The 11,443-nt window shown below is 70.8% G+C and carries 9 protein-coding genes and 1 pseudogene; 3 read left to right on the top strand and 7 right to left on the bottom strand.

Going from position 1 to position 11,443, the window contains the following annotated elements; translation table 11 throughout:
* Positions 1-190: 190 nt before the first annotated feature.
* From QFZ29_RS12490 to QFZ29_RS12460, 7 genes and pseudogenes are all read right to left on the bottom strand, one after another.
* Positions 191-1,846 (bottom strand): annotated as a pseudogene (locus QFZ29_RS12490) (sigma-70 family RNA polymerase sigma factor); the annotation flags it as partial.
* Between the two features lie 356 nt (positions 1,847-2,202).
* Positions 2,203-3,360: an N-acetylglucosamine-6-phosphate deacetylase gene (gene nagA / locus QFZ29_RS12485; RefSeq protein ID WP_306894406.1), complete on the bottom strand. Its 1,158-nt coding sequence runs from the start codon at positions 3,358-3,360 to the stop codon at positions 2,203-2,205.
* On the bottom strand, positions 3,357-4,145 hold the full coding sequence (locus tag QFZ29_RS12480; RefSeq protein ID WP_306894405.1) for a DeoR/GlpR family DNA-binding transcription regulator: 789 nt from the start codon (positions 4,143-4,145) through the stop codon (positions 3,357-3,359). Before QFZ29_RS12480 ends, nagA begins: the two co-directional genes overlap by 4 nt.
* The gene (locus tag QFZ29_RS12475; RefSeq protein WP_306894404.1) at positions 4,142-4,996 is read right to left on the bottom strand and encodes a class II fructose-bisphosphate aldolase; all 855 of its coding nucleotides are present in this window, start codon (positions 4,994-4,996) and stop codon (positions 4,142-4,144) included. The genes QFZ29_RS12480 and QFZ29_RS12475 overlap by 4 nt, the downstream gene beginning before the upstream one ends.
* Entirely contained in the window at positions 4,993-5,961 is a 969-nt protein-coding gene (locus QFZ29_RS12470; RefSeq protein ID WP_306894403.1) for a 1-phosphofructokinase family hexose kinase, read from the bottom strand. The genes QFZ29_RS12475 and QFZ29_RS12470 overlap by 4 nt, the downstream gene beginning before the upstream one ends.
* Positions 5,958-6,935: an ROK family protein gene (locus tag QFZ29_RS12465; protein WP_306894402.1), complete on the bottom strand. Its 978-nt coding sequence runs from the start codon at positions 6,933-6,935 to the stop codon at positions 5,958-5,960. The genes QFZ29_RS12470 and QFZ29_RS12465 overlap by 4 nt, the downstream gene beginning before the upstream one ends.
* Positions 6,935-7,801 (bottom strand): SIS domain-containing protein, encoded by an 867-nt coding sequence (locus tag QFZ29_RS12460; RefSeq protein ID WP_306896710.1) that lies wholly within the window; start codon positions 7,799-7,801, stop codon positions 6,935-6,937. The genes QFZ29_RS12465 and QFZ29_RS12460 overlap by 1 nt, the downstream gene beginning before the upstream one ends.
* A 409-nt stretch (positions 7,802-8,210) precedes the next feature.
* Here QFZ29_RS12460 and QFZ29_RS12455 point away from each other — a divergent pair, with 409 nt between their 5' ends.
* From QFZ29_RS12455 to QFZ29_RS12445, 3 genes are read left to right on the top strand one after another with little or no spacing between them, the layout of a single operon-like run.
* Positions 8,211-9,455 carry an extracellular solute-binding protein gene (locus QFZ29_RS12455; protein ID WP_306894401.1) on the top strand — a complete coding sequence of 415 codons (1,245 nt, stop codon included), beginning with the start codon at positions 8,211-8,213 and terminating at the stop codon, positions 9,453-9,455.
* Positions 9,456-9,503: 48 nt separating this feature from the next.
* Positions 9,504-10,505: a carbohydrate ABC transporter permease gene (locus tag QFZ29_RS12450; RefSeq protein ID WP_306894400.1), complete on the top strand. Its 1,002-nt coding sequence runs from the start codon at positions 9,504-9,506 to the stop codon at positions 10,503-10,505.
* A gap of 3 nt (positions 10,506-10,508) precedes the next feature.
* On the top strand, positions 10,509-11,417 hold the full coding sequence (locus QFZ29_RS12445) for a carbohydrate ABC transporter permease (protein WP_306894399.1): 909 nt from the start codon (positions 10,509-10,511) through the stop codon (positions 11,415-11,417).
* Positions 11,418-11,443: the final 26 nt, after the last annotated feature.

The raw sequence follows: 11,443 nt of genomic DNA, 5'->3' as shown, positions 1-11,443 counted from the left end.
CGAGCGGCGGGATGATCCACACGCGGGCCTCCCCGCGGCGGTCGAGCGTGCGCGTGAACCACGGACGCGAGTCGATGAGGACCTCGATGCCGGTCGACGGCACCCCCTCGAAGTCGGCGCGGCTGAAGAGGAGCGGCGCGCTGTGCACCGCCATCGACGGACTCGCGAGCGACATCGGGATCGGCATGCTCTCGGAGCGGTTGCCCGCGAGGTCGGTCTGCGTCACGAGCAGGGTCGTCGCGCCCGCGCTCAGGCCCGAGACCTCGATGCGCCAGGCTCCGGAGGTCGCATCCGCCGTCACGGTGCTGTCGCCGCCGGGCGACGCGATGAGCACCGTCGCTCCGGGCTCGGCGGTGCCACTGATGATCGGGAAGACGAGGCCGCCCACCGTGTCGATGTCAGCGACGATCGGCGGGAGGGCCACGGTGTCGGCGGGACCAGGATCGGGTTTGGGATCGGGCGTGGGATCCGGCGTGGGATCCGGTTTGGGATCCGGCGTGGGATCCGGCTTGGGATCGGGTGTCGGCTGGGGCGCGGGGTTTGGAGACGGGCTCGGTGCCGGGCCCGTAGCCGGATTCGGGGCGGGAGCCGTCACAGGACTCGGCGCGGGTGCTCCCGGCGCCGGCGCGACGATGCCGGGCCCGGGATCGGTGACCGGCTCGGGATCGGTGACCGGCTCGAGCGGCGGCAACGGCGGCAGAGGCACCTGCGGCTCGGGGAGTACCGGCGCGGCGGCATCCGAGGCATCGACGATCTCGGCCGACCCCGATCCGGGCTCTGCCTCTGCCACCACGGCAGGCGGCGTCGTCTGCTCGGCGGCCGAGAGTGCAGGCACGACGATGACCGCTGCGACCGCCACCGCTGCGAGCGCGAGCGCGCCGGCGCCCACGCCGATCGCGAGGCCGCTGCCGCCGACGGCGCCCGCCACCGTGGCACCCGTCGCGGACCCTCCGGCACCGCTCCCGGCACCCGCAGCACCGCTCCCACCGGCTCCGCCACCGGTAGCGCCGCCGCCCGTGATGGCGGCGGGCATTCCCGTGGCACCGAGTGCCACGGTGGCCACGGGCGTGCCCTGGGACAACCAGGCCGAGTACGCCGTCGCGCCGCCGATGCCGGCGGCGAGCGGCAGCAGCACGAGCGCGAGACGCGATCCGACCTCTTTCGCCTCGGCGGCGACGATCGTGCAGCGTGCGCAGTCGTCGAGGTGGGCCTCGAGTCGCGCCGTGTCGCGCGCGCGGAGCTTGCCGCGCGTGTAGCCGCCGAGCCGGTCGATGCTCCACTGGCATTCGGGCTCGGCTGCGGCATTGCGCAAATGCGCCTGGATCCACGCCTGCCGCAGTCCCTCGCGAGCGCGGTAGGCGAGCGCGGCCGTGCTGTTGGCGCTCATTCCGACGATCGGCGCGATCTGCTGCGGGGTCATGTTCTCGACCTCGGAGTACCAGAGCACCTCCTGCCAGCGCGTGGGGAGCGAGCGGAAGGCCTGGGCGGTCGTCGAGCGGTCGAGGGCGTCGAGCGAAGCCGACTCGCTCGAGGCGGGATCTTCGAACGACTCGAGCGTCTCGAGGTTCGTCTCATGTCTCGCACGCCCCCACCCGGCCGCGGTGTTGCGGATCGTCGTGAAGAGGTAGGGGCGGAATGCGCCTCTGGGCCCGCCGCCGGCGAGGATCGCATCGTAGATCTTCGTGAAGGACTCCGCGACGAGATCGTCGGCGTCGAGCGAGCTGAACGAGCGCGCGACCGTGCGGCCCGATGCCGCGTGGCGCCGCCAGAGTTCCGCGTACGCCGAGCGGTCGCCGCGGCGCGTGCGCTCGATGAGCGCCTCGTCGGCAGCCTGGTCGGTGCGCACGGGGGGCACGCCGCCTCCTTCGGGTTGGGGCGAACAAAGGCGTCTCACTGTAGAGACGCTTCGATGGGCGATTCATGACGGGGTCGCCGCGGTGGGTGGACCCATTTCAGCAGATCTATTTGAGAGTTGCGTCATAGATCGCTGAACGCGACATCTCTCATGGTGAGGGCAGCAATCACGCCCTCGCACACCACCGTCTCCCGAGACCCGAACTCTGAGACGGATGCCGGCGCAGCCGGCGCCTGATCGGTCGCGTCGGGGGTCGACGCGACCGATCGACCGGGCGGGGGTTCGGAGGCGATGGGGAACACGTCTCCGAACCCCGCCACAGGTGATTCGACCCGCGCGCGAGGCGTTCAGACGAGTCGGCTCCCGGCGCACCACACGGCCTCGACGCCGAGTTCATCGCCGAGGAGCACCGCATCGGCGGCATACCCCGCCTCGAGTCGGCCGAGGTCGAGTGCCCGGCCGATGGCCGCGGCCGGGGCGATCGTCAGCGCACCGACCGCCTCCTCGAGTGGGATCCCGCTGTCGACCACGGCGCGGCGCAGTGCCTCGTCTTGCGTGAGCGTCGAGCCCGCGATCGAGCCGCCGTCGCGAAGGCGGGCGACTCCGCCCGCCACCACGACCTCGAGAGAGCCGAGTAGGTAGTCGCCGTCGGCCGATCCGGTCGCCGCCATCGCGTCGCTCACGAGCGCCACCCGCCCCGGCGCACCCGCGAACGCGAGGCGCACGACGTCGGGATGCACGTGCACGCCGTCGTTGATGATCTCGAGGGTGACGTGATCGGCGCGCATCGCCGCCACGACCGGGCCCGGAGCACGATGATGGATGCCGCGCATGCCGTTGAAGGCATGCGTGAGCATGCTCGCTCCGGCCTCGAACGCCGCGAGTGCCGTCTCGAAGTCGGCGCCGGTGTGTCCGACGGCGACGACGACCCCGGCGTCGGTGAACCGGGCGATCGCCTCGGCCGCCCCGGCTCGCTCGGGGGCGAGGGTGATCTGCCGAAGAACGCCGCCCGCCGCTTCGAGCAGCAGGTCGACGGATGCCGCGTCCGCCGTGCGCAGCATGCCCGCGTCGTGCGCCCCGCGGAACTCGGCGTCGAGGAACGGCCCCTCGAGGTGGGCGCCGAGCACCCGCGGATCGACCGCGGCGACCCGCGCGATCGCCTCGAGCTGAGTCGCGAGCCGATCGATCGGCGCCGTCACGAGCGAGAGCACCGAACGAGTGGTGCCGTGGGCGTTGTGCACGGCGAGCACGGTCTCGATGGCCGCCTCGCCCTCGTCGACCGACGCACCGCCGGCGCCGTGGCAGTGCAGGTCGATGAATCCCGGAACGAGGAAGCGGCCCGCGGCATCCGTCACGTCGGCCGCGGCGGGGAGGCCGTCACGCCACGAATCGCCGATGCCGCGCTCGGCGATGCGGTCGCCCTCGAACCGCACCCACGCATCGGCGACGGTGTCGGCACCGCTCACGAGGCGCGCTGAGTGGATGACGGCCCGAGAAGTGCTCACTCGGCAACGATAACGTCGTAGCCGCGATCGGCGAGGCGTTCGCGCTGCTCCTCGGTGGCGCCCGCGTCGGTGATGAGCGTCGTGAACAGCCGCGGCGGGCCGATCGCCGCGAACGCGCGCTTGTCGATCTTGCTCGAGTCCGCGACGAGCACGGCGTGGGTCGCGCGCGCGGCCATGAGCGCGTTCACGGCCGCCTCGCGCTCATCGTGCGAAGTGGGGCCGACGTTCGGATCGATGCCGTTGACCCCGATGAACGCGAAATCGAGGGTCACGCTCGCGAGCACCGCGTCGGTGTACGAGCCGACGAGCTCGTAGGAGCGGGCGTGCACGACCCCGCCCGTGACGACCGTCTTGATCTGGGGGCGCATCGCGAGCTGCATCGCGATGTTGATCGCGTTCGTCACGACCGTGAGGCTCGGGTCGGGGGCCGGCTCCATGATGTCGGCACGCGACATGAGCGCGTCGGCGATGGCCGTCGCCGTCGTGCCGCCGCAGAGCCCGATCACGGCGCCACGCGGCACGAGGGCGCTCGCAGCGCGCGCGATCGCCGCCTTGGCGTCGGGGTTCTGCTGGTTCTTGTAGCGGATCGGCAGGTCGTACGCCACGGAGTGGGCGACGGCGCCGCCGCGCGTGCGGGTGAGCAGCTGCTGCTGCGCGAGGGCGTCGAGGTCACGACGTGCGGTGGCGGGCGAGACCTCGAGTCGCTCGACGATCGCGTCGACCTCGAGCTGCCCGTCTTCTGCGAGCAGGTCGAGCACGGCGCTCAGTCGCTCTGCGCGGTTCATGCGTGCTGCTCCTTCCCGGCCCCGGCGAGGAGCAGGAGCAGCCTGGCCGCTTCGTGCTCGACAGCGGTTCGGCCCTCCGCGAGGTACGTCCGCGAGTCTACGACCGTCGGATGCTCGTCGAGATATCGGCGGATCGCGCCGGTGAACCTGGTGCTCAGGTGGGTCGACACGTTGATCTTCGTGAGGCCGGCGCGGATGCCCGCCACGATCGTCTCGTCTGGCACGCCGGATGACCCGTGCAGCACGAGCGGCACCGGCACCGCCGCCCGCAGGCGTGCGATGAGCTCGAGGTCGATCGCGGCGACGCGCTCCGTCATCGCGTGCTGCGAGCCGACCGCGACCGCGAGCGCCTCGACGCCGGTCGCCGCGACGAAGCGCGCCGCCTCGTCGGGATCGGTTCGAACTCCCGGCGCATGCGCTCCGTCCTTGCCGCCGATCTCGCCGAGCTCGGCCTCCACGAGCACCCCCGCGGCTGAGGCGCGCTCCACGACGAGGCGGGTCGCCGCGACGTTCTCGTCGAAGTCGAGCTTCGACCCGTCGTACATGACCGAGCCGAAGCCGAGCTCGATCGCCCGGACCGCGAGGGCGGGATCCTCGGCGTGGTCGAGGTGCACCGCGATGTCGGCGCTCGACGCCTCGGCCACCGCGAGCGTCGCGAGGGCGATCGGCTCGAGCCCGCCGTGGTAGCGGACGCAGTTCTGCGAGAGCTGGAGGATGACGGGGCGGCCGGCGGCCTCCGCGGCCGACGCGAGCGCCTCGGCCGTCTCGAGGTGCAGCACGTTGAAGGCGCCGATGCCTCGCCCTGCGGCGAAGGCCGCGTCGAGGAGCTCGCGGGTGGGGGTGAGCGTCATGCGTGCTCCTCGGCGATGGATTCGACGACGACCTCGGCCTCGAGGGCATCGTGCTGGGGGGAGAGCTCGCCGGCGAGCGGCATGAGCACCGCCGACGCCGACCAGGCCGCAGCCCGGCGAGCCAGCCGCGAGCGCGCGGCGGCTGCGACATCCGTGTCCTCGTGCAGGTCGGGAGTGTCGGCGAGCGCCGCAGCAATCGCGGCGACGAGTGCGTCGCCGGCACCCGTCGCGTTGCCGTGGAGCACTCGGGGCAGCCGCGCTCTGAGGCCGCCCGCGGCATCCGCTCGGCTGACGCAGACGAGCCCCTCGGCGCCGAGCGAGACGACGACGAGGCCCGCCCCGAGGTCGAGGAGCGCTCGCGCTCCGCTGACCGGATCGGCGTGCCCCATGGCCGCTTCGAGCTCGTCGCGGTTCGGCTTGAGGGCGTGTGCGCCGGCCCGCGCTGCGGCGAGGAGGCCGGGACCGCTCGTGTCGACGACGACGCGAGTGCCCGCGGCCACGAGGCCCTCGACGAGCGCGCCGAGCGCGTCGGGGGAGACGCCGGGCGGCAAGCTGCCGCAGATCGCCACGACGCGGCTCGCTCGGCCGAGGCGCGCTGCCGCGTCGAGCAGGGCGCTCGATTCAGCGGCGTCGAGCGGTGCGCCGTGCTCGTTGAAGACCGCCGTCTCGCCGCGCTCGTCATCGACGATCGCGACGCTGCGGCGGGTTGCGCCGCCGATCGGCACGACGTGATGCGGGATGCCGCTCGAGTCGAGCTCCCTCGTGAACTCGGCGCCCGTGGCACCGCCGCTCGTGGCGAGCGCGAGCACGTCGATATGCCGGCCGTGCAGCACCCGTGCCACGTTCACGCCCTTGCCGCCGGCCCGCGCGACTCCGGTTCGCACTCGGTGCGTCGCCCCCGGCGTGAGCCGGTCGACGTGCCACGTGAGATCGAGCGCCGGGTTCGGGGTGACGGTGAGGATCACGGCGTGCCGCCCGTCTCGAGCGCCGCGGCGAGGTCACGAGCAGCGAGGGCGGTGCCGAGCAGGCCCGCGTCGTCGCCGAGCTGCGCCTGCACGAGCGCGGGCCGGCGGTGGAAGCTGAGCAAGCCGTCGAGTCGCTCGCCGAGCGGCGTGAAGAGGGCAGGACCGGCCTGCGCGAGGCCGCCGCCGATCACGACGGCCTCGGGGGCGATCATCGCGACGAGCCGCGCGAGCTGCTCGGCGAGCGCCTCGACGGCGTCGTCCCACACCCGCGTGGCCACCGGGTCGCCCGCCCTCGCTGCAGCGAGCACGTCTCGGGCGCCGGTGACGGCGGTGCCGGATGCCGCGGTGTACCGGCGGGCGATCGCTCCAGCGGAGGCGATCGTCTCGAGGCATCCGACCGCGCCGCACGCGCAGCGCTCGCCGCGCGGGTCGCTCAGCGCGTGCCCGAGCTCGCCCGCGAAGCCGCCGCCGGAATACGGGTGCCCGCCGAGCACGATCGAGCCCGCGATGCCCGTGCCGATCGCGAGCACGACGACGTCGCCGTAGCCGCGTGCAGCGCCGAGGCGGTGCTCGGCGTCTCCCGCCGCTCGGACGTCGTGGCCGAACGCGACGGGAAGCCTGATCGCCTCCTCGGCGAGCGAGCGGATCGGGGCGTCGCGCCAGCCGAGGTTGCTCGCGAAGATGCCCATGCCCGTGCGCTCGTCGACGAGGCCGGGCACGCTCACGCCGGCCGCTGCGACTCGCGCACCGGGTGCTTCGGCGAGGTGCTCCCGGGCGAGGCCGGCGAGCGCGGCGACGATCGCGCCGGCAGGGTCGGCCGGGTCTCGCGGGGTCGGTGTGCGGCGCAGGCCCAGCACGGTGCCGCTCGCGTCGACGAGCGCCGACTTGGTGTCGGTGCCGCCGACGTCGAACGCGAGGACGGCGTCGCCCGCGCCGAGCGACCGCGCTGCGCTGCGAATGATCGTCTCGGTCATCACGCGAGAATCACGGAGCGGGTGAGGTTGCGCGGCTCGTCGGGGTCGAGCCCCCGTGCGCGGGCTCGCGCGAGTGCCACGCGCTGGGCGCGCACGAGCTCGGCCATCGGGTCGAGCGACCCGGCCTCGAAACGAGCGCCGGTGGCGGCGACCTCGGCGTCGAGCCCATCGGGCGCCTCCCCGAATTGCCACGTCACGCGGCCCGGGGCGCCGATCGAGATCGGGCCGTGCCGGTACTCCATCGAGGGGTAGGACTCGGTCCACGACTGCGAGGCCTCGCGCATCTTCAGGGCCGCCTCATGGGCGAGGCCCACCGACCAGCCGCGGCCGAGGAAGGTGTACTGCTCGGCCTCGGCGAGCTTGGGGTCGAGCTCCTCGGCGACCGCGCGCTCTGCGTCGGCGATGGGCCCGTCGAGGCGCTCGCCGAGCGATGCCCGGAAGAACGCGAGCGCGGTCGTCGCGAAGCGGGTCTGCACGACGGACTGCTCGTCGGCGAAGGGGAGCGTCACGGCCTCGTCGACGAGGCCCACGAGGGGTGAGGCGGCGTCACCGATGACGCCGACCGTTCGCACGCGGCCACGCAGCCCTTCGACGAGCTGCAGCACCTCGGTGGTGGTGCCCGAGCGGGTGAGTGCCACGACGACGTCGTAGCCGCGGTCGACGAAGGCCTCGGATGCCGCGAAGGCATCGGTCTCGCCGTGCCCGCCCGCTTCGCGGAGCCACGCGTACGACTGCGCGATGAACCACGAGGTGCCGCACCCCACGACGGCGACCCGCGAGCCGGAGCCGGGGAGCAGCGCCTGCTCGTCGCGCAGTTCGGCGGCGCGCGCCCAGGTCTCGGGCTGCGATGCGAGTTCTGCCGCCATGTGCAGGCCGGGGGCGGTGGGGGACTGCGATGTGGTCACGATCGATGCTCCAGGGTGCTGGGAAGCCCACGCTCGGTCAGTCGCGGGCGGTATGACGATTCAATGATTGCAGATGACAGTTCGGGATGTCTATCGATCATGAGAGCGATCATTGCCGCGAAAAACGGGGAAATTCTCCGTTTGTGAGGAATCTGAACAAAATCCGGTAACAAATGTGTTTCCCGTCTTGACGGGGGTGTGGCATCCGTCGTACGTTTCCTGCGTCCACTGAACGGAATTGATCATTGGGTGATCGAAACCGTCAGGAAGCATCACTTCGGCCTGCTCGATGTGGGTTTCCGGACGCACGCACCGTGGCGCGAGGCCCAGGACGCCACGTGCCCCATCCACCAAGAGTGAGGAAGCACGAATGAAGAAGTCGCTACGGTTCGGCTCGGCGATCGCCATCGCGGCCACCGCGTCGCTCACACTGGCATCCTGCGGATTCGGCGGAGGCTCCGGCGATGAGGCAGATGGCAAGACCACCATCGACATGCTCGTCCCGAGTTACTCCGACAACACCCAGGGGCTCTGGGAAGACGTCATCGCGGGCTTCGAGGAGGAGAATCCCGACATCGCCATCGACCTCGAGGTGCAGTCGTGGGACAACCTCGAGAGCGTCATCACGACGAAGATCCAGGGCGGTGAGGCGCCCGACATCTACAACGGCGGGCCCTTCGCCGGCTTCGCCGCCGACGAGCTGCTCTACACAGCCGAGGAGGTCGTCTCACCCGAGGTGTTGAGCGACTTCCAGGACTCGTTCATCGCGAACACCGAGGTCGACGGCACCGCCTACGCGCTGCCCCTGATCGCGTCGGCACGTGCCTTGTTCGTGAACAATGCGCTGCTCGAGCAGGCCGGCGTCGCGGCACCGCCCACGACCTGGGACGAGCTGCTCGACGCCGCGACGAAGGTCTCCGCACTCGGCGGCGGCATCGCCGGCTACGGCATGCCGCTCGGCTCCGAGGAGGCACAGGCCGAGGCGGCCGTGTGGCTCTGGGGTGGCGGCGGCAGCTTCGGCGACGCCGAGGAGATCACCGTCGACGACCCGGCGAACCTGCCGGGAGCCGAGCAGATCAAGAAGATGATCGATGCGGGTGCAACGCAGGCCGACCCGGGTTCGACCGACCGTTCGCCGCTCATGGACATCTTCGTGCAGGGCCAGATCGGCATGCAGGTCGGCCTGCCGCCGACCGTCGGCCAGATCGAGGAGGGCAACCCCGAACTCGACTACTCGATCGTGCCGATCCCCACGCAAGACGGCAGCCCGTTCACGCTCGGCGTGATGGACCAGCTCATGGCCTTCCAGAACGACGGCGACAAGCAGGACGCGATCACGAAGTTCTTCGACTACTACTACGCGGCCGACGTGTACGTGCCGTGGGTGCAGGCCGAGGGCTTCCTCCCCGTCACGAAGTCGGGCGCCGAGCAGCTCGCAGGTGAGGAGGCGCTGGCACCGTTCCTCGAGCTCCTGCCCGACGCGAAGTTCTACCCGAGCACGAACCCCAAGTGGTCGGCGACGGATGGCGCGTTCAAGGCGCTCTTCGGCCAGCTCCAGACCAAGGGCGCGCAGGAGGTCCTGACCGAGATCCAGGCACAGGTCGACGCGGGCTAGTCCGCACCACACCACGCAAACCCCGGAGGGATCGGTGACCACCGAATCATGAGCACCACGTCCGAGACGTCACCGATCCCCGCGGGGACTGCCGACGGCAGCCCCCGCGGGCGGGACGGCGAGCCGAATACCGCCGAACCCGCCGCTCGCAGGTCGGGGCCCCATAGGCCGGGCGGCCGCGAACTGCTGGCATCGCTGCCCTGGATCGGGCCCGCCCTCCTCCTCATCCTCGGCGTCGTGCTCTTCCCCGCCGGCGTCATGTTCTTCAACTCGACCCGCGACATCTCGCTCTCGGGTCTCGACCAGGGCTCGGTCGGCTTCGACAACTACGTCGAGGTCTTCTCGTTCCCGTACTTCTGGCCGATCTTCGTTCGCACGATCGTGTGGGTCGTCGCAGTGGTGGGAGCCACCGTGCTCATCTCGCTCGGGCTCGCGCAGATCCTGAACAAGGCGTTCCCCGGTCGACGCATCGTGCGACTCGCGGTGATCATCCCGTGGGCGGCATCCGTCGTCATGACGACGCTCGTCGTGTACTACGGACTCGAGCCGTACTTCGGCATCGTCAACACGTTCCTCGTCGACCTCGGGCTGATCGACACGCCGGAGGGTTACGGCTGGACCCGCAACCCCGACACCGCATTCGGGTGGTCGATCGTGGTCGCCGTGTTCGTCTCACTGCCGTTCACGACGTACACGATCCTCGCCGGGCTCCAGACGGTGCCCGGGGAGGTGCTCGAAGCGGCCAAGATGGACGGCGCAGGACCAGCGCGCACCTACTTCGGCGTCATCCTGCCGCAGTTGCGCGGGGCGCTCTCGGTCGCGGTGCTCATCAACATCATCAACGTCTTCAATTCGCTGCCGATCCTGAAGGTGATGACCGGCTCGATTCCCGGCTACGACGCCGACACGATCATGACGCTGATCTTCAAGTACATCCAGAACCAGCACAAGGTCGACGTGGCGAGTGCGCTCTCCGTCGTCGCCTTCCTGATCGTCATCGTGATCGTCGCCGTCTACGTGCGGGTCGTCAAGCCGATGAAGGAGGTCTGAGCCGTGGCCGTCACCGCCCCCGCCTTCGAGGCGATCGCCCCGCCGGCGTCATCCGCTCGCCGCCGCCGCTACACCGAAGACCAGGTGCCCATCGGCAAGCTGCTGCTCCGCATGCTCGCCGGCCTGGTGGTGCTCGTCGTGTTCATCCTCCCGTACACGATCATGTTCTTCGGCTCGGTGAAGACCAAGGCGCAGATCCGCTCGGTCGAACCCACGTACTTCCCCACGGAGTGGCACTGGGAGAACTACGTCAACATGTGGTCGACGCCCGAGACGCCGCTCGTGCAGAACCTCATCTCGACGATCGTCATCTCGGTCTTCGCCACGCTGCTCGTGCTCGTCGTGGCGATGCCGGCGGCGTACTACACGGCCAGGTTCCGGTTCCCGGGGCGCATGGTCTTCCTCTTCCTCGTGATCGTCACGCAGATGCTGCAGCCCGCGGTGCTCACGTCGGGCCTGTTCCGGCAGTTCGTCGCGCTCGGCCTCATCGACACGTGGGCGGCGATGATCTTCATCAACGCGGCGTTCAACCTCTCGTTCGCGGTATGGATCATGCACTCGTTCTTCGCCGGCGTGCCGAAGGAGATCGACGAGGCGGCGCAGATCGACGGCGCCGGGCGGCTCAGGGTGCTGTTCAAGATCAGCCTGCCGCTGGTCTGGCCCGGCATCGTCACCGCGATCGTGTTCACCTTCGTGGCGTGCTGGAACGAGTTCGCGGCGTCCCTCGTGGTGCTCTCGACGGCGGGCAACCAGCCGCTCTCCGTGGCGCTCACGAAGTTCGTGGGCCAGTACGAGACCTCGTGGCACTACGTGTTCGGCGTCTCGATCGTGGCGATCATCCCCGTCGTGGTGCTCTTCATGCTCATCGAGAAGCGCCTCGTCGGCGGGCTGACTGCGGGCAGCGTCAAGTAGCGGATTCTGGTGGCGAATGCCGCGGC

Origin of the sequence: Agromyces albus, assembly GCF_030815405.1 — a bacterium.
Taxonomy (GTDB): domain Bacteria; phylum Actinomycetota; class Actinomycetes; order Actinomycetales; family Microbacteriaceae; genus Agromyces; species Agromyces albus_A.
This window is presented reverse-complemented; position numbering and strand designations above follow the sequence as displayed.

Coding starts and splice junctions, on each gene's coding strand:
- QFZ29_RS12475 (WP_306894404.1), bottom strand. CDS start 4,996: ATGACGCTCACCCCCACCCGCGAGCTCCTCGACGCGGCCTTCGCCGCA.
- QFZ29_RS12450 (WP_306894400.1), top strand. CDS start 9,504: ATGAGCACCACGTCCGAGACGTCACCGATCCCCGCGGGGACTGCCGAC.
- QFZ29_RS12480 (WP_306894405.1), bottom strand. CDS start 4,145: ATGAACCGCGCAGAGCGACTGAGCGCCGTGCTCGACCTGCTCGCAGAA.
- QFZ29_RS12460 (WP_306896710.1), bottom strand. CDS start 7,801: ATGGCGGCAGAACTCGCATCGCAGCCCGAGACCTGGGCGCGCGCCGCC.
- QFZ29_RS12465 (WP_306894402.1), bottom strand. CDS start 6,935: ATGACCGAGACGATCATTCGCAGCGCAGCGCGGTCGCTCGGCGCGGGC.
- QFZ29_RS12455 (WP_306894401.1), top strand. CDS start 8,211: ATGAAGAAGTCGCTACGGTTCGGCTCGGCGATCGCCATCGCGGCCACC.